At 66.7% G+C, this 25,271-nt stretch carries 23 protein-coding genes; 10 read left to right on the top strand and 13 right to left on the bottom strand.

What is annotated here, in order from left to right; genetic code table 11:
- Positions 1-20: 20 nt before the first annotated feature.
- The 4 genes from METLW4_RS0100785 to METLW4_RS0100770 all read right to left on the bottom strand — a co-directional run bounded on the left by METLW4_RS0100785 (position 21) and on the right by METLW4_RS0100770 (position 2,926).
- Positions 21-1,319: a DNA-packaging protein gene (locus METLW4_RS0100785; protein WP_051079650.1), complete on the bottom strand. Its 1,299-nt coding sequence runs from the start codon at positions 1,317-1,319 to the stop codon at positions 21-23.
- Positions 1,303-1,848 carry a hypothetical protein gene (locus tag METLW4_RS0100780; RefSeq protein ID WP_018264290.1) on the bottom strand — a complete coding sequence of 182 codons (546 nt, stop codon included), beginning with the start codon at positions 1,846-1,848 and terminating at the stop codon, positions 1,303-1,305. Before METLW4_RS0100780 ends, METLW4_RS0100785 begins: the two co-directional genes overlap by 17 nt.
- Positions 1,849-1,899: 51 nt before the next feature.
- Positions 1,900-2,310 (bottom strand): hypothetical protein, encoded by a 411-nt coding sequence (locus METLW4_RS0100775; protein ID WP_018264289.1) that lies wholly within the window; start codon positions 2,308-2,310, stop codon positions 1,900-1,902.
- Between the two features lie 118 nt (positions 2,311-2,428).
- The gene (locus METLW4_RS0100770) at positions 2,429-2,926 is read right to left on the bottom strand and encodes a YcgN family cysteine cluster protein (protein WP_018264288.1); all 498 of its coding nucleotides are present in this window, start codon (positions 2,924-2,926) and stop codon (positions 2,429-2,431) included.
- 154 nt (positions 2,927-3,080) lie between these two features.
- Here METLW4_RS0100770 and METLW4_RS23560 point away from each other — a divergent pair, with 154 nt between their 5' ends.
- From METLW4_RS23560 to METLW4_RS0100755, 3 genes are read left to right on the top strand one after another with little or no spacing between them, the layout of a single operon-like run.
- Complete coding sequence (locus tag METLW4_RS23560; RefSeq protein WP_018264287.1) at positions 3,081-5,273, top strand: transglycosylase domain-containing protein; 2,193 nt, start codon at positions 3,081-3,083, stop codon at positions 5,271-5,273.
- A gap of 10 nt (positions 5,274-5,283) precedes the next feature.
- Positions 5,284-5,856: a DUF1214 domain-containing protein gene (locus METLW4_RS0100760; protein WP_018264286.1), complete on the top strand. Its 573-nt coding sequence runs from the start codon at positions 5,284-5,286 to the stop codon at positions 5,854-5,856.
- Complete coding sequence (locus METLW4_RS0100755) at positions 5,853-6,446, top strand: DUF1254 domain-containing protein (RefSeq protein WP_018264285.1); 594 nt, start codon at positions 5,853-5,855, stop codon at positions 6,444-6,446. The genes METLW4_RS0100760 and METLW4_RS0100755 overlap by 4 nt, the downstream gene beginning before the upstream one ends.
- A gap of 63 nt (positions 6,447-6,509) precedes the next feature.
- Here the strand turns inward: METLW4_RS0100755 and METLW4_RS0100750 are convergent, their stop codons facing one another.
- Positions 6,510-8,759: a TonB-dependent siderophore receptor gene (locus tag METLW4_RS0100750; protein ID WP_083919166.1), complete on the bottom strand. Its 2,250-nt coding sequence runs from the start codon at positions 8,757-8,759 to the stop codon at positions 6,510-6,512.
- 398 nt (positions 8,760-9,157) lie between these two features.
- Here METLW4_RS0100750 and METLW4_RS0100745 point away from each other — a divergent pair, with 398 nt between their 5' ends.
- Complete coding sequence (locus METLW4_RS0100745) at positions 9,158-9,451, top strand: hypothetical protein (protein WP_157234738.1); 294 nt, start codon at positions 9,158-9,160, stop codon at positions 9,449-9,451.
- Between the two features lie 116 nt (positions 9,452-9,567).
- On the opposite strand, the gene METLW4_RS0100740 is transcribed toward METLW4_RS0100745, so the two are convergent.
- Positions 9,568-10,650 carry an alkene reductase gene (locus METLW4_RS0100740; RefSeq protein WP_018264282.1) on the bottom strand — a complete coding sequence of 361 codons (1,083 nt, stop codon included), beginning with the start codon at positions 10,648-10,650 and terminating at the stop codon, positions 9,568-9,570.
- 121 nt (positions 10,651-10,771) lie between these two features.
- Here METLW4_RS0100740 and METLW4_RS0100735 point away from each other — a divergent pair, with 121 nt between their 5' ends.
- Genes METLW4_RS0100735 through METLW4_RS0100725 form a run of 3 tightly spaced genes read left to right on the top strand, consistent with a single transcriptional unit; the run spans position 10,772 to position 12,749 of the window.
- Entirely contained in the window at positions 10,772-11,713 is a 942-nt protein-coding gene (locus tag METLW4_RS0100735) for a polyprenyl synthetase family protein (protein ID WP_026191141.1), read from the top strand.
- An 8-nt stretch (positions 11,714-11,721) separates the two neighbouring features.
- Complete coding sequence (locus METLW4_RS0100730; RefSeq protein ID WP_026191140.1) at positions 11,722-12,429, top strand: DUF1345 domain-containing protein; 708 nt, start codon at positions 11,722-11,724, stop codon at positions 12,427-12,429.
- Positions 12,426-12,749 (top strand): plastocyanin/azurin family copper-binding protein, encoded by a 324-nt coding sequence (locus METLW4_RS0100725; RefSeq protein ID WP_018264279.1) that lies wholly within the window; start codon positions 12,426-12,428, stop codon positions 12,747-12,749. The genes METLW4_RS0100730 and METLW4_RS0100725 overlap by 4 nt, the downstream gene beginning before the upstream one ends.
- Positions 12,750-12,766: 17 nt before the next feature.
- On the opposite strand, the gene METLW4_RS26155 is transcribed toward METLW4_RS0100725, so the two are convergent.
- From METLW4_RS26155 to METLW4_RS0100690, 7 genes are read right to left on the bottom strand one after another with little or no spacing between them, the layout of a single operon-like run.
- Complete coding sequence (locus tag METLW4_RS26155; protein WP_018264278.1) at positions 12,767-13,984, bottom strand: BatD family protein; 1,218 nt, start codon at positions 13,982-13,984, stop codon at positions 12,767-12,769.
- Positions 13,984-14,859: a tetratricopeptide repeat protein gene (locus tag METLW4_RS23550; RefSeq protein WP_018264277.1), complete on the bottom strand. Its 876-nt coding sequence runs from the start codon at positions 14,857-14,859 to the stop codon at positions 13,984-13,986. Before METLW4_RS23550 ends, METLW4_RS26155 begins: the two co-directional genes overlap by 1 nt.
- Positions 14,856-15,767, bottom strand: a complete 912-nt coding sequence (locus tag METLW4_RS0100710) for a vWA domain-containing protein (protein ID WP_018264276.1) — start codon at positions 15,765-15,767, stop codon at positions 14,856-14,858. The genes METLW4_RS23550 and METLW4_RS0100710 overlap by 4 nt, the downstream gene beginning before the upstream one ends.
- Positions 15,764-16,723 (bottom strand): VWA domain-containing protein, encoded by a 960-nt coding sequence (locus tag METLW4_RS0100705; RefSeq protein ID WP_018264275.1) that lies wholly within the window; start codon positions 16,721-16,723, stop codon positions 15,764-15,766. The genes METLW4_RS0100710 and METLW4_RS0100705 overlap by 4 nt, the downstream gene beginning before the upstream one ends.
- Positions 16,720-17,169: a DUF4381 family protein gene (locus METLW4_RS0100700; RefSeq protein WP_018264274.1), complete on the bottom strand. Its 450-nt coding sequence runs from the start codon at positions 17,167-17,169 to the stop codon at positions 16,720-16,722. Before METLW4_RS0100700 ends, METLW4_RS0100705 begins: the two co-directional genes overlap by 4 nt.
- On the bottom strand, positions 17,153-18,070 hold the full coding sequence (locus tag METLW4_RS0100695) for a DUF58 domain-containing protein (RefSeq protein WP_018264273.1): 918 nt from the start codon (positions 18,068-18,070) through the stop codon (positions 17,153-17,155). Before METLW4_RS0100695 ends, METLW4_RS0100700 begins: the two co-directional genes overlap by 17 nt.
- Positions 18,067-19,059: an AAA family ATPase gene (locus METLW4_RS0100690; protein ID WP_018264272.1), complete on the bottom strand. Its 993-nt coding sequence runs from the start codon at positions 19,057-19,059 to the stop codon at positions 18,067-18,069. Before METLW4_RS0100690 ends, METLW4_RS0100695 begins: the two co-directional genes overlap by 4 nt.
- A 367-nt stretch (positions 19,060-19,426) precedes the next feature.
- Between METLW4_RS0100690 and METLW4_RS23545 the strand changes: the two genes are divergently transcribed.
- From METLW4_RS23545 to METLW4_RS26150, 3 genes are read left to right on the top strand one after another with little or no spacing between them, the layout of a single operon-like run.
- A complete protein-coding gene (locus METLW4_RS23545; protein WP_018264271.1) occupies positions 19,427-22,837 on the top strand; it encodes a response regulator in 3,411 nt (1,136 codons plus the stop codon).
- Complete coding sequence (locus METLW4_RS0100680; protein ID WP_026191138.1) at positions 22,834-23,664, top strand: CheR family methyltransferase; 831 nt, start codon at positions 22,834-22,836, stop codon at positions 23,662-23,664. The genes METLW4_RS23545 and METLW4_RS0100680 overlap by 4 nt, the downstream gene beginning before the upstream one ends.
- Positions 23,661-25,271, top strand: a complete 1,611-nt coding sequence (locus METLW4_RS26150; RefSeq protein WP_018264269.1) for a hybrid sensor histidine kinase/response regulator — start codon at positions 23,661-23,663, stop codon at positions 25,269-25,271. Before METLW4_RS0100680 ends, METLW4_RS26150 begins: the two co-directional genes overlap by 4 nt.

The following is a 25,271-nucleotide window of genomic DNA, read 5'->3' as shown; positions in this document are numbered from 1 at the left end:
GGCCGGAGGCTCTCTGCTCGCTACAATCGTCGCATGCGCGGCTCGCTCGCGCGCGGCGCCAGCGTCAGCGAATGGATCGCCCAGACCAGCGCGTCGAGGCGATCCGGGCTTCTCCCCGTCGACAAGCCGTCGATGGCGAAATCGCACATCTCGTCTTCGAGCGCCGGAAAGGCGCCGACATGGCGCACGCGTCCTTGCTCGTAGAGCTGCGCCACCGGGGCCGCGCGCAAATATTTGCCGCGCGTCGCGCGCACGTCTCGCACAGCGACGCTCGGATCGGCTTCGTGAATGACGGCGCGCACCATCTCGCCGCCCTGATTGACCTCGGCGATCAGCGCATCCGCCTCGAGCCGGTGATAGAGCGCGACGGCGGCGCGCGCCCATTGCGCCGGACGCGCCGCGGCGAGCGTCGCATCCTGCAGCACGAAGACGATTCCATGTGCCACTCCTGCGGCGATCACGCCGCAACGATCAGCGCGCCTGCCGGAGGAGGCCGGCGGATCGATGGCGACCACGATGCGCTCGAGCGCCGGCGCCTCCGCCACACGCGCAGTCTCCAACATATCGCGGGTCCAGAGGGCGTCGGCGCGCTCCTCGACAAACTCGCCGTCGAGCTCCTGGCGCCCCAATCGCGTGCCGGCATATTGCGCGACGACGCTCTCGAGAAAGGATGGCGCGAGATGCGCCGCATTCTGTCGCGTGGTCGCGCGCGTCGTCGCGACGCCGGGCTCGCTCATCAGACGTTTCAGCAGAGGAATCGCGCGCGGCGTGGTGGTGACGATCTGGCGCGGCCAATCCCCCAAACGCAGCCCGAATTGCAGCATGTCCCAGCTCTCCTGCGCGTAACGCCATTTCGCCAGCTCATCGCACCAGGCGGCGGAAAATTGCGGGCCGCGTAGGCTCTCTGGATCCTCCGCGGAGAAGGCTTGCGCGACGACGCCATTGTCGAAAGTGAGGCGCTTGCGCGACGGCTCCCACAAAGGTCGCTCGCGTCGCGGATGCACGGCGAGAATTCCAGAGACGCCTTCGATCATCACATCGCGCACATGCGCCGCGCTCTCGCCGACGAGCGCGATCGGCGACAAGGGACGCGTCGCGAACTGCGGCCGGCCGCGCGCAATGGCGCGCACCCATTCGGCGCCGGCGCGCGTCTTGCCGGCGCCGCGCCCGCCCAATATCAGCCATACGCGCCAAGGCGCGCCATTCGACGCGAGCATGGGCGGCCATTGATCCTCGCGCGCGCAAAACTCCCAATCCGCGAGCAATGTCTCGAGTTCGCGCGTGGAAAATCCGTCGATCAGCTCATTCAGGCGGCCCATCGCCGCACATGCGCTCGAGCCGGCGAGCAAGCTCCTCGCGGAGCTCGGCCAATTGGCGGGGAGGCTCGTCGTCGAAAACGTCTCGGACACGCAAGTCCTCCTCTCGCGTCGAGCCGACGTCGCGATTCATGCGCTTCAATTCCGCGAGGCTGCGCACCAGGCTCGCGAGCACGCGAGCGCTCGTCTCCATCGTCTTCGGCGCCGCCTTTGCGCCGCATGTCACGAGGACCGCTTCGGCGCGGACGAATTCGCGCTCCACCGCCTCTTCCAGCCGGGCGATGAGGCTGCGCGAGTCCTTCTGCGTCGGCGGCGCGCCCTGCCGCTTCGACATAGTGGGCGTTTCGGCGCTCTTGCGCTTGATCGGCGACGGCCGCATGGGCCAACCCTCGTTTTCGCGAAAGCGGTGGAAGGCGCGCTCGCTCATGCCGAGCATCGCCCGCACCTCGGCGAGCGGCGTCACGCCTGCGTCATAGAGCAGCTTCGCCTGCGATAGGATGTCGCGCGAGCGCGCGTCTGGCTTTAGCGCCATGCATCGGCCTTTCGTGAGATTCTCGGAAGTGTCGAGCGAGGGCGGGCGCGCTCAGAAAAAGCGATCGAGGAACGCCGCGGTTTCATTCGAGACGCCGATGATCTTATTCGTCGCCTGACGATAGAATTTGAAATTGAGCTCGGTCTGCGGCCGGCCGTCGTTCCAGTCGTCGAACGCCTTCAGCTCGGAACGGCCGAGCGGGCGTTTCGCCAGCGCGTCGCGTCTTATCGCGACGCTCACTCGCGGCGTCTGCCGCTCGACCCCGGCCTTCTTTGCGACTGGCTCCGTGGAGACGACGACCCCACGCGCGACGAGCCCGCGGCCGCCTTCATTCTCGCTCGCGAAAAGAAACACTCGGTCGCCGACGGCAATCGTCTTGCCGCCGTACATCGTCTTCTGCGCAGTGAAGACGAAGGTCTCGGCGCGAGCATCGGCGATCTCGGTTTTGATCGCGAAATCCATCTCGAAACTCTCTCCGAGAAGCGGGCCGCGAGCCCCTCGCCCCAAGCGCAATTCTGGAGCATGGGACTTGTCTATAGGACCAGCGTCCCGCTGTCAAGGAATAAAATCATATTCCGCCTCACGCCGCCCGCCCCTTCTTGCGCCGCGGCCAGCGCTTGGGCCACAGCACGATGAAATTGGGGAGATCGTCGGTCTCCACCTCCTGCTCATGGGCCGCCACACGGCCGCGTACGGAGACGCCGGCCGTGTGGACGCTGGCCGGGTCGCCGGTCAGCAGCGGGTGCCAATCGGGGAGCGGCTTGTCTTCCGCGCGCAGGCGATAGGCGCAGGTCGGCGGCAGCCAGGGGATGCCGGCGAGCGCCTTCAGGGTCAGCCGAACGCAGTCGGGCACCTTGGTCTGGCGGCCGGCATAGTCGCGGCAGCGCCCGGTCTCCCCGTCCAAAAGGTCGCAGCCGACGCTCGTATGATAGATTTCCCCACTATCTTCGTCCTCGAGCTTGACCAGGCAGCAGCGTCCGCAGCCGTCGCAGAGCTTTTCCCATTGCGCCCGCGTCAATTCGCTCAAGGGCCTCATCCAGAACGGTTCGCCCGCTTCTTTTTCGTCATTCCTCGCCATGCTCTGTCTTCGGCCCTCGTCCTTCGCGCCGCGCGCGCTTTATTCATCCTGCCGGCGATCCTGCGGGCCGGCCATCGTCAAGGCGGCTCGAGGAGTGCTATCATCCGCCTCCTGGTTCGCATAATCACCCGGATGGGCCAAGGGAGCGGCGCAATTGCTCGAACCTATTCGATCCTCGCGCTTATACAAGCGGGCCGCAAGGCTTCTGCTGGCGCTCGACGCCTATATCGACTCGAGCCTCTTCGACTCGAGCCGCGGCGCGCGCGAGGCCTATGAGAATTTCTCGGCCTTCATGAACCGCTTCCAGGTGCGCGGCCTGCGCCGGGTCGCGGTGGAGATCGGCTGCGAATCGCTGACGCTGGCGCTCGCCGGCGGCATGGCCGCGCTCGCGCTGTCGGTCTCCGCCATGCGCATGACCAGCGACGATTGGCTGAAGAAGCAGGATCTCTCGATCACTTTTCTCGATCGCTATGGCGCCGTCGCCGGACAACGCGGCATCAAGCATGACGACGCCGTGCCGCTCGATCAATATCCAGATTATGTCATCAAAGCGGTGCTGGCGACCGAGGATCGGCGCTTCTACGAGCATTTCGGCATAGACATCATCGGCACCGGACGCGCGCTCACGGTGAATGCGCGCTCCTCCGGCGTGGTGCAGGGCGGCTCCTCCATCACGCAGCAGCTCGCCAAAAACGTCTTCCTCTCCAATGAGCGCACCCTCACGCGCAAGATCAACGAGGCCTTTCTCGCGCTCTGGCTGGAGGAGCGTCTCACCAAGCAGGAGATTTTGAAGCTCTATCTCGACCGCGTCTATATGGGCGGCGGCGCCTTCGGCATTCAGGCGGCGGCGGAATTCTATTTCGGCAAATCGGTGCGCGACGTCTCGCTGTCCGAGGCCGCCATGCTCGCCGGCCTGTTCAAGGCGCCGACCAAATACGCCCCTCATGTCAATCTCCCCGCCGCGCGCGCGCGCGCCAATGACGTGCTCGACAATCTTGTCGACGCCGGCTTCATGACGCAGAGTCAGATCGTCGCCGCGCAGCGCAATCCGGCGACGCCGGTCGAGCGCAAGCGCGACCAGAGCCCGGATTGGTATCTCGACTTCGCCTTCAAGGAGGCGCAGCGCCTCGCCGAGGCCGGCAAGTTCGGCGACGATCGCGTGCTCGTCATTCGCACCGCGCTCGATCCCAATGTGCAGAAGCGCGCCGACGAGGTGGTGGAGGAGAATCTCCGCGAGAGCGGGCGCTCCTATCACGCCAAGCAGAGCGCCTCCGCCTTCATGGATCTCGACGGCGCCGTGCGCGCGCTGGTCGGCGGGCGCGATTATGGCGCGAGCCAGTTCAATCGCGCGACGGAGGCGGCGCGTCAGCCGGGCTCCTCCTTCAAGCCCTATGTCTATCTCACCGCGCTGATGAGCAATAAGTTCAAGCCGACGACGGTGGTGACGGATCGCCCGACCTGCATCGGCAATTATTGCGTCCACAATTACAGCGGCGGCTACGCCGGCTCGCTGCCGCTCTCGCTCGCGCTCGCCAAATCGCTCAACACAATCGCCATTCAATTGTCGATCGCCATCGGCAATGGCGATTCACATGCGGGCCGCGCCAAGATCATCGAGACATGCCGCAAGCTCGGCATCACCACGCCGCTCGAGGACACGCCCTCTCTGCCCGTCGGCCAGAGCGACGTCATTCTCATCGAGCACGCCGCGGGCTACGCCGCTTTCGCCAATGGCGGCAAGAAGACGACGCCCTATGCGGCCACGGAGGTGCGCAACAGCCGCGGCGATATTCTCTACCAGCATGATCGCGATGCGCCGCCGCAGGAGCAGGTTCTGCCTTTCGAGAAGGTCGCCGAGCTCGACACGATGATGAAGCGCGTAATCGACGAGGGCACCGGCGGGCGCGCCAATCTCGGCCCTGGAATCGACGTCATCGGCAAGACCGGCACCACCAATGGCTATAAGGACGCCTGGTTCTGCGGCTACACCGGCAATATGGGCGGCTGCGTGTGGTATGGAAACGACGACAATGAGGGCATGTCCAACATGACCGGCGGCACCTTGCCGGCGAAGACATGGCACGACATCATGGCCTATGCGCATCAAGGAATCGCCATCAAGCCGATCCGCGGACTCGCCACGCCCGCCACGCTCGCAGCGGCGGCCGCCGCTCAGCCCAAGACGCTGGAGCTCGGCGCGCCGGCGCGTCCCGCGGCGCTCTCGCGCGGCGCCGTGGAGGCGCTCGGACAAATCGAGTCGAAGATGAAGCTCGACGGTCCCGAGCGCCCCGCCGCCGGCTCGCCGCCGCAGACGCGTTCCACCGACAAGCGCGCCGATCGGCGCTGACGGATTTCGCATGACCAATTATCTGAGGGCTTTCGTCGTGATGATCGCGGGCCTGCTGCTGGGCTTTGCGATGACCGCCGTCTCGCTCGGGCTCGGCCGCGGCTTCGGCGCGCTGCATGTCGGACCATGGACCGCCTGGCCACGCCATGGCGGCGCGGAAATCGACCCTTATGCGCGCGCCGTGCTCGCGCGCTCGGGCGAGGCGCCGCTCGGGCGCGATCAAGGCCTCGCCTTTTTCGCGCATACGGATTCGAGCGGCGCGCCGCTCGATGGACGCTGCGACTATCGCGTCTCCGACACCACTCCCGCGGCGCGCTTCTGGACGCTCGGCGCGACCACCGTCGCCGGTCGGCTCATCGACAATCCCGCCGATCGCCACGCTTTCACCTCCAGCGAGATCGCGCGGCGCGAGGGCGGCGCCTTCGAGATCGACATTGGCGCGCAGGCGCGGCCCGGCAATTGGCTGCCGGTGTCGAAAGAGCCTTTCGTGCTGACGCTGCGCCTCTATGACACGCCGCTCGACCTCGAATCCGCGCCCGACCCTCAGACATTTCCGAAGATCGTGAAGCTGCATTGCGCATGAAGATTTCTCGCGACTATCTCGACTGGCTGCCCTGGGCGCTCGCGACCCTCTGCGTCGCGGGCTCCGTTCACATCGTCTCCGTGCTGCTGATGCCGGAGGTCGCGCCGCGCAACGCCTATGCGCGCCTGCTCGCCGCGGCGCAGAACGCCGAGACGACCGCGAATGGCGTCGCTCTGCTGCCGCGCGCCGCGCCCGGCGCGGAGGTCACGCCTTTCGAAGATTCGGCTTTCGTCGAAGGCGTCTGCCTCTTCGATCTTTCCAAAGGCCTGCTGCGCGTGCGCGCCGACACCGACCCGGAAGATCTGCTCGCGCTCTCCTTTCATGCGCGCACCGGCCGCATCTTTCATTCCGCCACGGATCGCTCGGCGATCAAGGGCAAGATCGACGTTCTGGTCGGGGATGCGCGCCAAATAGAAGCCGTCGAAGGCGAGGATGAGGAAGCGCCGCCGAGCCAAGTCCATGTGACAGCGCCTTCGATGCGCGGCTTCGTGCTGCTGCGCTCGCTGGCCAAGCGCGCCAGCGATCGCGAGCGCGCCGAGCAGCGCCTGCGCGCGGTCTCCTGCGAGACCGTCGCCGAGCCGGAGAGCTGAGGCGCCTCACGCAAACGAAGCGATCCAACGACTCGCCATGGATCGCTTCGTCTTAGGCGCCGATCAGAATGTCACTTCGAGGCGCAAGGTCGCGTTGAGCGGCTCGGAGGGAAACAGCCATGCGGAGCTGGGGCTCGCCTCCCGGTAATGCGCGTCGAAGAGATTGCGCACATTCACGCTGAGCTTGGCGTTCTCGTATTTGTAATAGGCGAGCGCGTCGAAGGTCGCATAGGCTCCGAGCGTCGCGACGAGATTGGGCGTCGTCTGCGAGACGAGATTGGTGGTGCGCGAGCCCACGAATCTCATGCCGCCGCCGAAGCCGAGCCCAGCGAAGTCGCCGGACTGCACCTCGTAGACGCTCCACAGACGCAGCGTATCCTGCGGCACGAAAGGCGTGCGCGAGCCGACGACATAGGTCGAATCGGCGACGACGCGCACATCTGTGTGGCCATAGGCGAGCAGGAAATTCCAGCCCGGCGCGATCTTATAGCTCGCGTCGATCTCGACGCCACGGCTACGCTGCTTGCCCGTCTGCACCTTGTAGCCATTGGTCGCGCGCGTCGGATCGGGGTCAGCCGTCGTCACATTGTCGAGCTCGATCTGATAGATCGAGGCCGTGCCGCTGAGCTTGTCATTGAGATCGGCTTTCACGCCGATCTCGATTTGATCGCCCTTCAGCGGATCAAAAGTCTGTATCGTCCCGTCATTCGTCGTGTTCGGATATTGCGGCTTGAATGTGGTCGAGTAGCCGGAATAGGCGGTGAAGCCCGGCAGAAAGTCATAGAGCAGGCCGACGCGCCAGCCGACTCCAGAACCGTGCGACTTGGAGCTGGACATTTTCAGCGGATTCATGCCCGATTCCGAGAAAGAGCGATATTGCGTCAGATTTGCGCCGGCGGAGACGCGCAGCTGGTCGGTGATGGAAACGACGTCGTTGAGATATTCGTTGAACTGATGCGTGTCGGAATCGCCGAACATATATTGATAGACGTTCAGCGCCGGCACGCCCCAATTGGGATAGTTCGGGTCGTAGAAATAAAAGCTCGAGAAACCGTTGGTCGGCTTGCGCATGTCCATCTTGTACCATTGGTCGGCAAAGCGCCCGCCGAGCACGAGGTCATGCGAGAGTCCGAAAGTCGAGAAGCGGCCATGCAGCATCTGGTCCGTATCCACCGCATAGACAGGCCCCATGCGAATCTCGGAATAGGATTGCGTGAATTTCTCGGCCCCGCTGGAAAGCAGGCTCGGCGTCGCGGTGATCGACACCGTATCGCGCGATGTCAGTGTGTATTGCGCCGATGATTTGATCGACCAGTCTTCGTCGAATTTATGCTCGTAGACGGCGCGCAAAGCGTCGCTGCGATAACGATAGGTGGAACGCGGATCATAGAGATTCGTGTCGCGCGAGGTCGGCGCGAGCGGCGCGAGAATCGCCGAGACTCCGCTGCCCACTGTGACAAAGCCCGGCTGGCCGCTGTAAGGATGCGTGTTCTGCCAACGATATTCGGCCTCGAGGGTTATGGCGTCCTGCGATGTCAGCTGTCCCTGGAGCATGCCGGAGATGTGACGCTTCTCGAAGAATGTGTCGTCGGCGAAAAGCCTGTGGCCGCCCTCGTGCATGTTGAGCCGCACGAGCCAATCCTTATTGTCGGCGAGCGGCGTCGAGAGGTCGGCGGAAACCGCATGCGTTCCAAAGGTGTCGAACTCCGAGGAGATCGTCGCATGCGGATCGGAAAGCGGCTTCTTCGTCACGAGATTGAGCGCGCCGCCGACATCGCCGGAATAGGCGCCGTAGAGCAGAGCGGACGGCCCCTTGAGAACCTCGACGCGCTCGAGATTGCCGATCCAGGCGTTGCCGAATGGCGTCGGGTCCCAAAGACCATCGCGCAAGGTCGTGCTCACTTGAAAGCCGCGGATATAGAGGCTGGTGAGCTGATCGAGCGGATAATAGCTCGGATAAGGGCTGCTGACGCCGGAGACATTCTGCAACGCTTCCGTGATGGTGCGCGGGGCCTGCTCCTCGATGATCTTGTGGGGGATGGTCGTCACATGCTGCGGAACGAAAGAGTTCGGCAGCTCGGCCTTGCTGCCCGTCGAGCTGCGCGTGATGAGATAATCCTTATGGCCTTCCGGCAGGCCTTCGCCGATCATCGACTGCACGGCCGATGGCGCGGAGACATCGATCGGCGGCAGCTCCACTGGTTGAGCGTGGGCGCGCGCCGGAAGCAGCAGAGCGCAGCCGCCGAGCAGCAGCGCACGCTCATTGGAGCGCAGAGTCGGACGAGCGAATCGAAAACGTGGAGTAGACGGCATAGGAGAGCCCCGCGTGTTGAGGTTCGGTCCCGGATCGGACCGGCCGTCGTCGCGCCTCACCGCCTAGAGGCCCGCCATGCGGCGGGATCGCTATATAACTGTACTATATTTATACGAATAGGCCGGGCTCGGCCAAATGCGCCAGCTTGTCGTAAATATGAGCCGAATGCCGATCCATCGGTCAATTGAGACACCGGAGAGAAATGAACTGATCGAGAAACGAGCGCCGATTCCATAATATAGCGCAGGAATCACTTGATATAGCGCAGGACTCGCTTTCGCAATCTCGATGCGCGCCGACAGCGCGCTATGTCGGGGTCGGACATGTCGCCGCATTGCATTCGCGCCTGCCGGCGACCACTTCCTATGGAGATGCCGGCGATAGCGAGGGCGATGCGATGAAAAGAATCATTCCCACACTGGCGGCGGCTCTTCTGACGGCGACGATCGCGCCGGCGCTCGCCGAGACCACTGTCGAGACCAAGCCGACAGCGCCTCAGGAGGAGCATGGCGACCATGGCGGCGGATGCTGCAAGATGATGCAAGAGATGCGTCAAATGCATCAGATGCATGATCAGATGATGATGGATCACATGAAATCCATGCATCAGGGCCATGGCGCGGGCCATGATGGCGGACATGAGAGCGGCCATGACGGCCATGCGCCGGACGCGGCGCCCAAGGCGGAATAGCGCTCTCGATTCTCGCGTGGGAGCGAATTCTGATCGATCGAACGATTCCGTTCGATCGGAAAGCGCTCTAAGCGGGCTCGTTTCCCGCGAGGAGAAACGAGCCCTGCCCTTTCGGCTCACGCCGTCAGAGTCGGATAATCCGTATAGCCTTTCGCGCCCGCTCCATAGACGGTCTCGAAATCGACATCGGCGAGCGGCGCGCGGCGACGCAGGCGCTCGACGAGATCGGGATTGGCGATGAAGGGCCGGCCGAAGGCGATGAGATCGGCGCGCCCGCTCGCGAGCGTTTCCTGCGCGAGCTCCAGAGTATAGGCGTTATTGGCGATATAGGCGCCGGGGAAGCTCTTCCGCAGCGCGAGATAATCGAAAGGCGCGACATCGCGCGGGCCTTGCGTCGCGCCTTCTATGACATGGAGAAAGCCGAGCTTCCTCTCCGCCAGCCGCTCCACGAAATAACCGAAGACGCTCTGCGGATCGCTGTCCGACATGTCGTATACGGGGCTCACCGGCGATATGCGCACGCCGACGCGGGACGCGTCCCATTCCGCCAGCACGGCGTCCACGACCTCGAGGCCGAAGCGCGCGCGATTTTGCGGCGCGCCGCCATAGGCGTCCTCGCGCTTGTTGGAGCCGTCACGCAAGAACTCGTCGATGAGATAGCCATTGGCGCAATGCACCTCGACGCCGTCGAAGCCGGCCTCTTTCGCATTGCGCGCGGCCTTGCGATAATCGGCGATCAGCCCCGGAATCTCGGCGAGCTCCAGCGCGCGCGGCGCGGAGCAATCGGCGGCGCCGCTCTCGATCGCCACCTGCTTCGTCGTGGCGATGGCGGAAGGCGCGACCGGCGCCCCGCCGCCGGGCTGCAGAGAGACATGCGAGACGCGCCCGACATGCCAGAGCTGCAGGACGATACGCCCGCCCGCCGCATGCACGGCCTCCGTCACTCGGCGCCAGCCGGCGACCTGCTCGGGCGAATAAATCCCCGGCGTGTAGGCGTAGCCCTGCCCCTGCTGGGAAATCTGCGAGGCCTCGGCGATGATGAGCCCGGCCGAGGCGCGCTGGCGATAATGCTCGGCCATCAGCGCATTGGCGGCGTTGGTCTCATGGGTGGCGCGACGGCGCGTCAGCGGCGCCATGACGATGCGATTGGCGAGCGTGAGATCGCCCAGCCGAAAGGGTTCGAACAAAGAAACGGTCATGGTCTCGGATTTTCCTCTCGGGCCGCGCCCCTGCGCGCCCCCTTCCCCTCGCCACTTGGGGATTGATCGCAAATTTGTTAGGTCCGAGCCAGATGGAATGATTTTCTCGGGAAAGGGTCCCATGACCGGCGACGCAGCCAAGACCACCGACGACGTTTTCCGCCGCCGCCTCGACGAGGCCGCCAGCGCGACCGAGGCGACGCTGGGCGCCCTGCTCGGCGCGGAGCCGCTTTCGGGCGAGATCGCCCGGCCGGCGCGGCTGCTGGAGGCGATGCGCTATGTGGCGCTGGGCGGCGGCAAGCGGCTGCGGCCGTTTCTGGCGCTCGAATCGGCCCGCCTCTTCGGCGTCGAGGGCGAGAGCGCGCGGCGCGCCGCCGCGGCGATCGAGATGATCCATTGCTATTCGCTCGCCCATGACGATCTCCCGGCCATGGACGACGACGATCTGCGCCGCGGCCGCCCCACCGCCCACAAGGCCTTCGACGAGGCCACCGCCATTCTCGCCGGCGACGGGCTGCTGACCTATGCGTTCGATGTTCTTGCCGATCCGGCGACCCATGCCGACGCGCAAATCCGCGCTCGTCTGGTGCTGGCGCTGGCCCGCGCCTCCGGGCTCGGCGGCATGGTCGGCGGGCAGGCGCTGGACCTCGAGGCCGAAAAGGCGACCAGCCCACTCTCGCAGGAGGAGACGCTCCGCCTCCAGGCCATGAAGACCGGCGCGCTCTTGCGCGTCTCGGTCGATTTCGGCGCCATTCTCGGCGGCGCCTCGGCTCCCGTTGCGGCGGCGCTCGGCCGCTATGGCGATGCGCTCGGCGCCGCATTCCAGATCGCCGACGATATTTTGGACGCAGAGGGCGACGAGGCCGCGCTCGGCAAGCGCGCCGGCAAGGACGCCGAGCGCAACAAGGCCACTTTGATCGGCCTGCTCGGCATGGACAAGGCGCGCGAGCGGCGCGACGCGCTGGTCGAGGCGGCCATAGCCGCGCTCGCCGAGACGGGCCTCGGCGCGGCGACGGACGTGCTCGCGCAGGCGGCGCGCTTCGTCGCGCTGCGCAGCAATTGAGCGCGCCGATGAGCCACCCCGCCGAGACTCATGCGCGCCATCGACGCCCGCTGCTGTGGCGCATCGCCAGGGCGCGGGCGCGGCTGCTCTTCTGCCTGCTCGCGGGCGTAGCGGCGGGCCTGCTGCTGCCCGCGAGCTGGCGCGAGGTCACGCGCGCGCTCGTCGGCTGGGACGTCTTCGTGACGCTCTATCTCGCGCTCTCGGCGGAGATGATGGCGCGCTCGACGCCGAGCTCCATGCGCCGCCGCGCGCAATTGCAGGACGAAGGCCGGCTCGTCATTCTGGTGATGACCATCGCCACCGCCTGCGCCTCCATCGGCGCGATCGTCGCCGAGCTCGGGCCGGTCAAAAATCTCGAGGGATTTTCCAAGCACGCGCATATTTCTCTCGCCGTGCTGACCGTCGTGCTCTCCTGGCTGTTCGTGCATCTCACCTTCGCGCTGCATTACGCGCATGAATATTATCTCGAGCGCGGCGCCGCGCCGGACCGCCCCGCGGAGCAGCGCGGCGGGCTGATCTTTCCGGGCGCGCAGCAGCCCGGCTATATGGATTTTCTCTATTTCGCCTATGTGATCGGCGTCGCCTCGCAGACGGCGGACGTCTCCACCGCCTCCACGACGATGCGCGCGGTGGCGCTCGTGCAAGGCGTGCTGGCCTTCTTCTTCAACACCGCGATACTGGCGCTCACCGTCAATATCGCCGCGGGCTTCGTATGAGACGACGCGCTTTCGCGGCCTTGCTTCTCGCAATGTCGCTCTCGCTCGGCCCCGGCCTCGCGGCCGAGGTGCGCATAGAGAATTTCGCCTTCGCGCCGGTCCATCTCACCGTGCGCGCGGGCGAGACCGTCGTTTTCGTCAATCACGATCAGGCGCCGCATTCCATCATCGGCGCGATGGGCAAGGACGAAATCTTCCACTCTCCCGAGCACGTCGACGAGGACGAGAGCTTCGACGTCACGCTGACGCGTCCGGGCGAGGTGGCCTTTCGCTGCGGATTGCATTCTCACATGAGCGGGACGATCACCGTTATTCCGTGAGGCGGCGGCTTTCGCTGCTATTCGCCGCCGCTCGGCGCCCAAGCGGCGGCAATGGCGCGCGCCAGCGGCGCGAGCGCCGGAGCGGCCTGCGGCTCGCGCCCATAGAGCGAAGCGTCCAGCGCGGCCAATGGCGCGCCTATGTCCTCGCGCGCGACGATCCTCGCCCAGGCTTTGCGGTCGGCCTCCGCCAATCGGCGCGCGGCATGGCGAAAGGCGACGGCGTCCGCGGCGCGAGCGGCGCGCTTCAGAGCGGCGAGCGCCGCCGGCCGCCGCGCGCCGATCCGCCCCCGCATGGCGACGATGAGACAGACGAGAGCGGCGGCGGCGACGAAGCTCGCCAGCGCGGCGATGATCGGCTGCGGCGCCGCGAGGCCCGGACTCTCGCGCAGCCGCGCGGCGGCGCGCTCGCGCGGCGCGTCGCCGAAAGCGATGCGCCGCTCGGGCGCGACCGCCTCGCGCATCCGCCGCGTCGCGACATCGAACCAGGCGATGCGGATCGCCGGCGCATAGGCCGAGACCGCGGACACGGGCCGCACATTCCAGCGATAGACCGCATGAGCGACCGGCCCCTGATCGGTCACGATCGTTTGCCGCTCCACCGGCGCGGCGAAAGTGATGATTCCCGGCGCGCGGAAATTGGGCAGCGGCGGCAGGCGATCGGCGGTGACGCCTTCGGCCTCCACAGTGACGGTGCGCCGCGCCGTCTCGCCGAAGGGAATCCTGTCCGGCTCAATGTCCCAGACGTCTGTGATGCGCAGGCTCCGCGCCGGCAGAAAGCTCTCGCCCGGCGGAACCAGCCCGTCGCGGGCGCGCGCCTCTATCTGGAGAGGCGCCGAGACGAATTCGGCCTCCACCCTGCCGCTCTCGTCGATGCGATAAGTGATGCGGCGCTTGAAGGGCGGAATCGTGAGCCGCCCGGCGCGCAGCGGATAGATCATCAGCACGCGCTCGACCACCGGCGTCCAAAAGCCGTCGATCATCTCCTCGCTGGAGGAGTCGACGCCGAATTGCTGCCAGTCGAAATCGAGCAGCGAAGGCTGGATGATATGATCCAGCAGCACGCGGCCGCGTATGGCGGAGCGGATCACCAGCCGCAGCGGCTCGCCGACATAAGGCGTCTCGGATGGCGCTTCGACGCGGAGCTCGACGCGGCCGAAGGGCGGCTCCTCCTGCGCCAGTGCCTGCGCGAGAGATTGCAGCAAGAAGAACAGAAGAAGCGCGAGCCGGCGCGACATCAATCATCCTCCTCCAGCGCGCCGCCGCCGGCGCGCAAGCGACGCGCCTTCTCGGCGGCGATGCGCAGCTTCAGAAAGCGGCCGGGATCGTCGTCGAGGCTCTGCAACCAATCGGCGCTCGCATGAATGGCGCGCGCCTCGAGACGCCGGCGCACGCGGCGATCACGCTCATGCAGCAGAGCGGCGACGTCGATCCTCTGGCCGCCGGTGCGGCCCGCGCCTTCCGAGGCTCCGACCGCGCCGGTCGCGCCGGCGCCGCTCTCCTTCGTCTCCTCCTGGCCCTTGCCCTGCTTGGACGCTTTGGCGCCGCCGCGATCGCCGGGCCGCGAGCTGGTCTCGCGCTCGCCCGCCGCGCCTTCCCCACCGCCGCCCTTGTCATCGTCGAGACTGCCGAGCGCGCGCTGCTGGCCGGTCGCGGCCGAATTGGCCTTGGCGTCGCCGCCGGCGCTCTCGCGCTCGAGCAGACCGAGCAGAAGAGATTTGTTAAAGGCGGCGTCCTCATCGTCGGGATCGGCGCGCAGCGCCCGATCATAGGCGGCGACCGCCTCGCGATAATGGCCGGCGAGCGCCAGCGCATTGCCGAGATCATAGAGGCTGTCGCTCTCGCGCGCGAAGGTGGCGGCGGCCTCCTCCCATCGGCCGGCCGCATAGAAGGCGGCGCCTTTCCAGACGGGATCGGCGAAGACTTGCGCGGCGATGGATGGCAGGCCGAGCGCCAACAATGCGCGGCCGCCGAGCTGCGGCCCGAGAGTCCATAATGCGCTCACGAGCGACAGGATAAGGAGAATAAGGGCGAGCCTGAAGGCTCGCGGTCCGAGACGCGCGCTGGACCGCGAGCCTTCAGGCTCGCCACTCATGCGATGATGCGGAATCATGCGCCCCTCCCGCGCAGCGCGAGCAGCAGCGGCGCCGCCGCGAGCAATAGGATAAAGCGCCCATAGTCGCGCCATTCCAGCGCGCGCAGCTCGCCTTCTGCAATATGCGCGACGCCGCGCGCTTCGATCGCGCGCGCGATCTCGGCGGGATCGGCCGCGTCGCCGGCGCGTCCACTCCCAGCGGCTGCGAGCGCGGCCATTGCGGCGCGGCGCACGGGCTCGAGCGCATCGGCGCCGCCGCGCGCCGAGACGAAGAGACTATGCACATGGCGTCCTTCGCGCGCGAGCGCGGCGGCGAGACGCTCCGCGCGCGGATCGAGCCCCTCGCCATCGGAGATAATGGCGATATCCGCCGCTGCGATATCCGCCTCGCGCAGCAGACGCCGGGCGAACGCGAGCGCGCGATCCGGCTTGGTTCCGCCATCGGGCACGGTTCGCTCGTCTATGGCGAAGAGCAGAGATTCGAGCGATTTCGCATCATCCGTCAGCGGGCTCGCGAGATAGGCGTCGCCGGCGTAGAGCGCGAGGCCGATCTGCCGCGCGCCCGAGCGCTCGAGCAGAAATTGCGCCGCCGCGACCGCCTGCCCCAAACGCTCGGCGCGCGACACGTCGAGCAGGATCAAAGTGGCGTCGAGATTGCGGAACTGCTCGGCGCCGCGCATTTTCATCGCCGGCCCGCAGAGCGCGAGCGAGATGAGCGCGACGCTGAAAAAAAGCGGCGCATCGCTGCGAGAGGCGCCGGCGCTCGCGCTTCGGCGCAGCATGATGGCGAGCAGCGCCGGATCGACGATGCGGCGCCAATCGCCGAGCGCATCGCGCCGCCGCGTCATGGCGACGAGCACGGCCAACGCCGGCGGAGCCAGCAGCCACAGCGGACGCAGCAGAGCGAAATCGCCGATCTCGATCATCGTCTCTCTCTCGTCGCGAGCGCGAGCGCCATAGCCGCCAAGAAAGCGACCGCGCCCGGATAGATCCACAGCTCGCGATAGACGATCGTCGGCGGCGCCGGCGTCGGGCCGGCGATGAGCCCCTCTATGGCGCGCGTCGCGGCGTCGAGCTCTGCGCCCGTGCGTGCGCGAAACGCCGCGCCGCCGCCGATCTCCGCAATATGCTGCAGAGCGACGAAATCCACCGCATCGGTATCGTCTGGATTGGCGAGCGTGTCACTCACGCCGAGGCCGATGGTGAAGATTTTCACGCCCATGTCGCGCGCCAGCTCGGCGACCGCGCCGGGCTCGCTGACGCCGGCGTTATTGGCGCCGTCGGAGAGCAGAATCACGAGACGCGCCGGCGCGGCGGAATCGGACAGACGCTTCAGCGCGAGGCCGAGCCCTTCGCCGATCGCGGTGGAGCGGCCGACGAGGCCGATCTCCATTTCCTCGAGCGTCGCGCTCACCGCGCGCAGATCGAAGCTCAGCGGAGCCGCGGCGAAAGCCGTCTCGGCGAAGACGACGAGGCCGATGCGATCGCCGGCGCGACGGCGGATCAGCTCCGCGCCGAAATGTTTCAGCACGGCGAGTCGGCTGGCGACGGCGCCGTCCAGCTCGAAATCCGTCTTCGTCATGCTGCCGGAGAGATCGAGCGCCAGCATGATGTCGCGCCCGGTCGCCGGCAGCGCCGCGACGGCGCCGGCGACGCGCGGCCCGGCGAGCGCGAGCACAATTCCAATCCAGGCGAGCGCTGAGACGATGATGCGCCAGGAAAAACGCAGGCCGCCGGATGCGGCGCCGGCGCCGAGCCGATGACGAATGGTCTCCGGCAAGGGCAATCCGCCGCCCGCCGCGCGCCCGCGCAGCGCGCGCAACAGCAGAGGCGCCGGCAAGAGCGCGAGCGCGAGAGGCGTCGCCAATTCGAGGCCGTTCATCGATCGAGCCTCGACAGCAATTTTTGCAAAGCGCGATCGAGCCTCTCGCTCGGATCATCGACGCGCGGACGATAGAGCGCATCGCCGAAAGCGCGCCCCTCGCCTTCGCTGAACAAGTTCGTCGCGAAGATCGCGTCGAGCCGCGTCAGCCAGGATTCGCCTTGCGAATGCGCGACGCCGCCCTCGAGCGCGCCGACGAGATCGCGCAGCATTCTCGCCTGCGCGGCGAGCCGTTCCGTCGCCGGCAATGCGCGCGCCGACGCCAGCGCGGAAAGCGCGGCGCGTCGCAGAGGACGGCGGCGCGCGCGCCAGAACAGAATAGCGAGCGTCAGCAGAGCGCCGGCGCCGCAGCCGATGAGCGCCATGAGCAGAATATCGGCCGCTCCGTCCGGCGGCGGCGCGCGCAACGGCCGCAATTGCTGGAGCAGATCAGACGGATCGGCCATCGAACCGCTCCATGTCCAAACGCTCTAGAAGAGGCGCAACCGTCTCCGCGTCGAGCCCCGCGTCGATCTCGAGCGCGCGCGCGCCGAGCCGGCGCAGCCGCGCCAGCCGCTCGTCGGGCGCCGTCCGCGCGCCATGCGCGATGCGCAGCAGGCCTTCTTCCATGCGCGTGCGAAACGGATAGAGGCCCGGCGCAGGCGTCAGCTCGAACCGATCGGCGACGAGCAGCACGCTGAGATCGCGCCGACGCGCGATGCGCGTCGCAATGACGTCGAAAGCTTCGCCCGGAGAATCCAGCGCGCTGGCGAGCGTGAGCGCCGATGTTCCGCCGACGCTCTCCATTTCCTCCAGCGCCGCGGCGAGCGACGGCTCGGCGGCTTCCGCTCCTTCTGCGAGCGCTATGCGATGCGCCTCGGCGAGCGCGACGAGCAGCGGCGGAAAGCTGCGCGCGCCCACGGCGAAGCCGAAGCAGCGCGCGCCCGCCGAGCCTATGGCGGCGAGGCCGACGCGGCCCTGCGAATCGATGACGCGCCAGGCGGAGGCGACCGCGCCCTCCGCCGCAGCGACGGAGCGAAAGGCGCGGCGCGTGCCGAACAGCATGGGCGCACGAAAATCGACGACAAAGAGCACGGAGCGCTCGCGCTCGTCGTGAAAGGTGCGCACATGCGGCGCGCCGGTGCGGGCGGTGACATTGCGATCGAGGCTGCGCATATCGTCGCCGTCCGACCAAGGGCGAACGTCATAGGTCTCGGCGCCGCGCCCGCGTCGGCGCCGCGCCACGCCGCCGAGCGGCGCAGCGGCCGCGGCTCGGCGCGCGCCGCTGCGCGCCGACAGCAGCCGCAGACGCATCAAGGATTCGACATCGAGATCGACGCCGGGGACGAGCGCTTCCGACGCGCTCATGCAGGCGGAACCGCATCGAGATAGGCGCGAATGACGTCGCGCGGAGTCTCGCCCTCGGCGAGCGCGCGCCAGCCGAGAATGGTGCGATGGGAGAGAACGTCCACCGCGAGCGCGCTCACATCCTGCGGCGCGACATAATCGCGCCCGTCGAGAAAGGCGCGCGCCTTGGCGGCGGCGGCGAGCGCCAGCGTGCCGCGCGGCGAGGACGGATGCGCGATCTTCGCCGCCAGCTCCGGCGCGACGCTCGCATCGCGCGGCGCGGTGACGAGTCTCACAATATAATCCTTGATCGCGGCGGAGAGAAAAACCGATCGCGCCGCATGGCGCGCGGCGGCGATCTCCTCCGCCTGCAGCGCCGCGGGCGGCGCGGCGGCGGCGCCCTGATCCTCGCGCTCGACGAGATCGAGAATGCGCCGCTCCGTCGCGGCGTCCGGCAGCGCCAGCTCGACATGCAGCATGAAGCGATCGAGCTGCGCCTCCGGCAGCGGAAACGTGCCTTCATGCTCGATCGGATTCTGCGTCGCCACGGTCATGAAGGGATCGGGCAGCGCATGAGTCGCGCCGGCGATGGTCGCCTGACGCTCGGCCATGGCCTCGAGCAGCGCCGATTGCACCTTGGGCGGCGCGCGATTGATCTCGTCGACGAGCAGCAGCGAATGAAAGATCGGCCCCGCCGAAAATTCGAAGACGCTCTTGTCCTGACGCCAGATCGACGTGCCGGTGATGTCCGCGGGCATGAGATCGGGCGTGCATTGAATACGCGCGAAGGTGAGATTGGAGGCGCGGGCGAGCAGCTTGACGGCGCGCGTCTTGGCGAGGCCGGGCGCGCCCTCGAGCAGCACATGGCCGTCGGCCACGAGGCCGATCAGCAGCCGCTCGACCAGCGTATCGGCGCCGATGAGACGCTCTTGCAAAAACATCCTGATCTCGCCGAGCCGCGCGCCGAGATCGACGGCGCGGTCCGGGGAGAGAAAGCGAAGCGGTTCCATCGGGTTCATGCGAAGGGCCCCAAGCCGGCGATTGCGCGGCGGCTCCGAAGTTTCGCCTCTGCGCCCCGCGCTGTCGAGGGACAATCGTCTAAAAAAATCGGGCAATTTTCCCGTTTTATCATGGAATTCCGTCCATGCGACGGAGAGCGGGCCCCACTTTCGGGACGAAGGCGGGCGAATTCGGCCTATTGACGGCGCCACGCCACATTTATACCAATCGATCCGGCGCGGACGTCTCGGGCGCACGCTCGGCCTGTTGTTTTAAAGCATTAACCCTTTATCAACCTATGCGGACACAGCCGATGCGCGACGATCTCGAAAGACTCTGGCGCGCCTCGGCCGGCGCATTCGCACGGGAGGGACGCTGATGTCGCCCGGCGAGACCAGCGCAGCCTTTCTCGTCGATCACGACTCGCTGCGCGCCTCGCACGGGCTCGACGAGTCCACCTTCGCGGATGTCCGCTTCGTCGGCGAGACGCTCTCGGCGCGCGTGCCCGAGCTGATCGAGGATTTCTACGCCTGGCTCCGCGGCTTCTCCGATTTCGCGCGCTTCTTCGCCGATCCGCGCATGCTGCAGCGCGTGAAGGCGCAGCAGAACGAATATTGGACCGATTTTCTCGCCGCCAATGTCGACGACGCCTATGTGGAGCGCCGACGCATCATCGGGCGCACGCATGCGCGCATCGAGCTCGGCCTGCTCATCTATCTTCTGGCCATGGAATTCGTCTCCGCCTGGCTGCGCCGCGCGATCGAGAACGACGAGCGTCTGCGCGCGCGGACGACCGCCGCTCTCTCCGTGCGCAAGCTGATCGCCTTCGACTCGGCCGTCGTCGTCGACACCTATGGCGCGCTCACCGCGCAAAATCTCGAGGATCATCGCGAGCGGCTGCATCATGTCGCCAGCGTCATGCGCGCGGTGACGGAGGGCGATCTCGAGCGCCATATCGATCTCGCCGGCCCCAGCGACATTCTCGGCCTGTCGCTCAATGATCTCGTCGACAGCCTGCGCGGCGTCGCCCGCGAGATGGAGGCGATCGCCGGCGGCGATTATTCCGCGCAGCCTTCGCCGCGCAGCGACAAGGATCAGCTCGGCAAATCCTTGCAGGCGATGACGCGCGCGCTGCGCGAGGCCGCCGAGCGCAACGACCGCCAAATGTGGCTCGCCGAGCAGGAGACCGCGCTCGCGCAGGCGATGAGCGGCAATCCGACGATGCGCGAGCTGGCGCAGCGCGTGCTCGCTCTGCTGTGCCGCGCCTTGAGCGCGCAGGTCGGCGCGCAATATGTGGCCGAGGACGGCGGCGCGACGCTGCGGCTCGCCGGAGCCTATGCCGGCGCTTCCGGCATGCGCGAGCAATGGCGGCTCGGCGAGGGGCTGGTGGGACAGGTCGCGCTCGACAAGCGCCGCATCGTCGTGACCGACATTCCCGAGGATGGGCTCGCCATTCATTGGGGGCTCGGGCAGACGCCGCCGCGCCATCTGCTGATCTTTCCGCTGCTGCACGAAGGCGAGACGCGCGGCGTCATCGAGCTCGGCGCGTTGCAGCCCTTTTGCGAGCGGCGTCTCGCGATCCTCGACTTCGTCTCGAGCGGCGTGGGACAGGCGATCAGCTCCGCCGAGGCGCGCGGCCGCATAGAGCAATTGCTCGAGGAATCGCGCGCGCAAGGCGAGGAGCTCACCGCGCAGCAAGAGGAGCTGCGCCAAGTCAACGACACGCTGGAAGAGCACACGCGGGCGCTGGAGCTGCAGAAGGAAAATCTGCTGGCGACAGAAACCGCCTTGCGACAGAAGGCCGTGGAGCTGGAGCGCACGAGCCGCTACAAATCGGAATTTCTCGCCAATATGTCGCATGAGCTGCGCACGCCGCTCAACAGCTCGCTCATTCTCGCCAAGCTGCTCGTCGACAATCGCGACGGCAATCTCGCGCCCGAGCAGATCAAATATGCGCAGAGCATCTATTCGGCCGGCAATGATCTGCTGGCGCTCATCAATGATATTCTCGATCTCTCCAAGATAGAGGCCGGCAAGATCGAGCTCGACATGGCGCCGATGGCGATCTCATTGCTGCTCGCCGATCTCGAGCGCCGCTTCGAGCCGCTGGCGGCCGAGCGGCGGCTGCAATTCTCCCTCGCCGTCGAGCCCGGCGCGCCGGATATGATCGAGACCGACCGCCAGCGCTTGCAGCAGATTCTCTCCAATCTTCTCGCCAACGCCGTGAAGTTCACCGAGCGCGGCGGCGTGCGCCTCATCGTGCGGCGCGAGAGCGCGCAGCACATCGCCTTCATCGTCGAGGACACGGGCATCGGCATAGCGAAGGACCAGCAGGAAACGATTTTCCAGGTGTTTCGCCAGGCCAATGGCGGCATCAACCGCAAATTCGGCGGCACCGGCCTCGGCCTCTCCATCTCGCGCGAGTTCGCCGAGCTGCTGGGCGGCGCGCTCAGCGTGAGCAGCACGCCGGGCCAGGGCAGCGCATTCGCCCTGCTGCTGCCGCTGCGCGCCGATGGCGTGGCGGCGACCGCTCTGCGACGCGAGGAGCCGCCGCCGGCGCCTGCGGCTCCGACGCCCGCGCCGATTTTGGACGATCGGCACGAGATCGCGGAATCGCGTCGCGTGACGCTGATCGTCGAGGATGATCCCGCCTTTGCGGAGATATTGCGCGATCTCGCGCGCGAGCTCGGCTTCAAATGCATTGTCGCGGGCTCGGCCGGCGACGCGCTGACGCTGGCGCGACGCTTCCGTCCGCAAGCCGTGCTGCTCGACATCGGCCTGCCGGACCAGTCCGGCCTCACCGTGCTCGAGCTGCTCAAGCGCGATCCGGCGATCCGCCATGCGCCGATTCATGTGGTCTCGGTGCATGATTATCAGAAAGTCGCGCGCGAGATGGGCGCCGCCGGATACATATTGAAGCCGGCCAAGCGCGAGCAGCTCGTCTCCGCCTTCCGCCTGCTGGAGGAGCAGCTCGATCGCGACAAGAAGTCGATCCTGATCGTCGAGGACGATGGCGTGCAGCGCATGGCGCTCATCGAGCTCTTGTCCTCCGTCGGCGTCGAGATCGTCGCGGTCGCGACAGCGGAAGACGCCTCGCGCGAGATCGACGCGCGTCCGTTCGATTGCGTGGTGCTCGACCTCATGCTGCCCGGCGTCAGCGGCTTCGAGCTTTTGGAGCGCATGAGCCGCGACGAGACGCGGGTCTCGCCGCCGGTGATCGTCTACACCGCGCGCTCGCTCAGCATGGACGAGGAGCAGAAGCTTCGGCGCCTGTCGAAATCCATCATCATCAAAGGCGCGCGCTCGCCGGAACGGCTGATAGAGGAGACGACGCTCTTCCTGCATCAGGCGGAATCGAAGCTGTCGCCCGAGCAGCAGCATATGCTCGAGATCGCGCGCAGCCGCGACAGCGTTCTCGACGGCCGCCGCCTGCTGCTGGTCGAGGACGATGTGCGCAATATATTCTCGCTGACGGCCGTGCTCGAGCGTGAGGGCGTGACGGTGCAGATCGCTCGCAACGGCCGGGAGGCGCTGGAGCGCATCGATCGCGATCCGACCATCGATCTCGTGCTGATGGATCTGATGATGCCGGAGATGGACGGGCTCGCCGCCATGCGCGCGATCCGCGAGCGCGAGGACAAGGCCGCTCTGCCGATCATCGCGCTGACCGCCAAGGCCATGCCCGACGATCGCGCGCAATGCCTTGCGGCCGGCGCCAATGATTACATCTCCAAGCCGATCGACGTCGAAAAGCTCCTGTCATTGATCCGCGTATGGATGCCGAAATGATCCTTCTCGACTCCGATGAGAAAGCCGCGGTCGAGCTGGACCTTCTGCTGGAGGCCATATACCGGCTCTATCAGCATGATTTTCGCGGCTATGCGCGCTCCTCCCTGCGCCGCAGCGTCGCCCGCGCGCAGATCGCGCTGCGATGCGCGACGATCACCGATCTTCTGGATCGCATCGTCCACGACAAGGACGCATTCGCGGAAGCGCTGCGCCATCTCACCATACAGGTGAGCGATCTCTTCCGCGATCCCGCCTATTTCCGCGGGCTGCGCGAGACGGTCGCGCCGCATCTCGCGACCTATCCTTCGCTGCGCTTCTGGGTGGCGGGCTGCGGAACCGGCGAGGAGGCCTATTCCCTCGCCATTCTGCTGCATGAGGAAGGGCTGATCGAGCGCTCGCTGGTCTATGCGACCGACATAGACAGGGAGAGCATGGCCGTTGCGCAGGCCGGCGGCTATGAGCTCTTTCGCATGGGCGGCTTCGCTGAAAACTACCGCGCCTCCGGCGGGCGCGCGGCGCTCTCCGACTATTTCGTCGCGCGCGGCGCCTATGCGACCGTCGCGCCTTTTTTGAAGCGGCGCATTCTGTTCTGCGACCACAGCCTCGCGACCGACGCCGCCTTCGCCGAGATGCACCTCATCTCGTGCAGGAATGTGCTCATTTATTTCGACCGAGCGCTGCAGGATCGCGCGATCGGCCTGTTTCGCGAGTCTCTCTGCGCGCGCGGCTTCATCGGCCTCGGGCCGAACGAATCCCTCGCCTTCTCGCGTCATGCGTCTTCTCTCGAGATCCTTTCGGCTGACGAGCATATCTATCGGGTGAAATGATGAGAGCGATCGAAAACTCCTCGAACCCGTCCGGGCGTCGGCGGTCGTCGACGGCCGATTTCGACTCGGGCCGCACGTCCAAGCTCCCGGTCGTTCTCATCGTCGATGATTTCGCGGAGAATCTGATCGCGATGGAGGCGCTGCTGCGCTGCGACTCGTTCGATATCGTCACCGCGCAATCGGGCCGCGCCGCGCTCGACATTCTGCTCGATCGCAGCGTCGCGCTCGCCATCATCGATGTGAACATGCCGGAAATGGACGGATTCGAGCTGGCGACGCTGATGCGCGGCGTGGAGAAGACGCGCTATGTGCCGATCGTCTTCGTCACCGCCCATTCGCCCGACGTCTCGCGCATGTTCAAAGGATATGAGGTCGGCGCCGTCGACTATCTGTTCAAGCCGATCGACGAGCAGGTGCTGCGCAGCAAGGTCGATGTCTTCGTGACTCTGGAGCGGCAGCGCCAGCAGCTGCTGCAGGTGGAGCGCACGCGCGAGATGTTCGTCGGCATTCTCGGGCATGATCTGCGCAATCCGCTGCAGAGCATTCTCACTTCCGCCGAGCGCTCGCTGAGCAATGCGCAGGACGATGATCTGCGCAAGGCGCTGCAGCTCATTCGCCAGAGCGGCCACCGCATGGCGCGAATGATCGACCAGATTCTCGATCTGACGCGCATCAGAATGGGCGGCGGCCTCGCCATCCGTCCCGCCGCGGCGAATTTCCGCCGCGTCGTCGAGCAGATCGCCGATGAGTTCAGCGGACGCGGGCGCGCGCTGCGTCTCGCTTTCGACGGCGACATGGACGGCGCCTGGGACATCGACCGCATTCTGCAGCTGCTGTCCAATCTCGTCGGCAACGCCGTCGAGCACAGCCCGCCGGGCGTGGCCGTGACGCTGCGGATCGATGGCGGCGCGACGGAATTCATCGTGATCCACATCTGCAATGGCGGGCGCGGCGTGCCGAGCGCGCTGCGCGACGCGTTGTTCGAGCCCTTCGCCAGCAGCGACCGCATGCGGGGGCTCGGCCTCGGCCTGTTCATCTGCCGGCAGATCGTGCTGGCGCATGGCGGCGCCATCGAATTCGAATCGGATGATTTGCGCGGCACATGCTTTCACATTCGGCTGCCGCGCCGCTGCGCGGCCGAGACGCCGCGCGGCGTCGATGCGCGATGGCCGGAGGCGCCGCGCTGCGAGGACTCGCATTTCAGCGCCGGCGCGCGGCCGTCGCGCAAAGGCGTCATTCTGGTCGTGGACGATGATCCCGATGTGCGCGACTCGCTGGAGCTGCTGCTGACGACAGAGGGGCATGACGTGCTGGCCGCCGCCGACGGCGACGCCGCGACCAAGATCGTCGTCGGCGATCGCGCCCGGCCCGACATGGTGATCATCGATTATCATCTGCCCAATGGCGTGGTGGGGCCGCTCGTCGTGCGGCGGCTGCGCGAGCTGCTCAATCGCGACCTTCCCGCGCTCGTGCTCAGCGGCGCCGCCGCCGACGAGGACAGCGCCCGCATTCCGCTGCAGAACAGCGAGCAGCTCGGCAAGCCGGCCGACATAGAGCGGCTGCTGGAAACGATACAGAGATTTCTCGCCGACAGCGCCGCGCCCTGA

The sequence above is a fragment of the Methylosinus sp. LW4 genome (genome assembly GCF_000379125.1).
Classification (GTDB): Bacteria; Pseudomonadota; Alphaproteobacteria; order Rhizobiales; family Beijerinckiaceae; genus Methylosinus.
The sequence above is the reverse complement of the archived record's forward strand: the minus strand, read 5'-3'. Positions and strand labels throughout refer to the sequence as shown.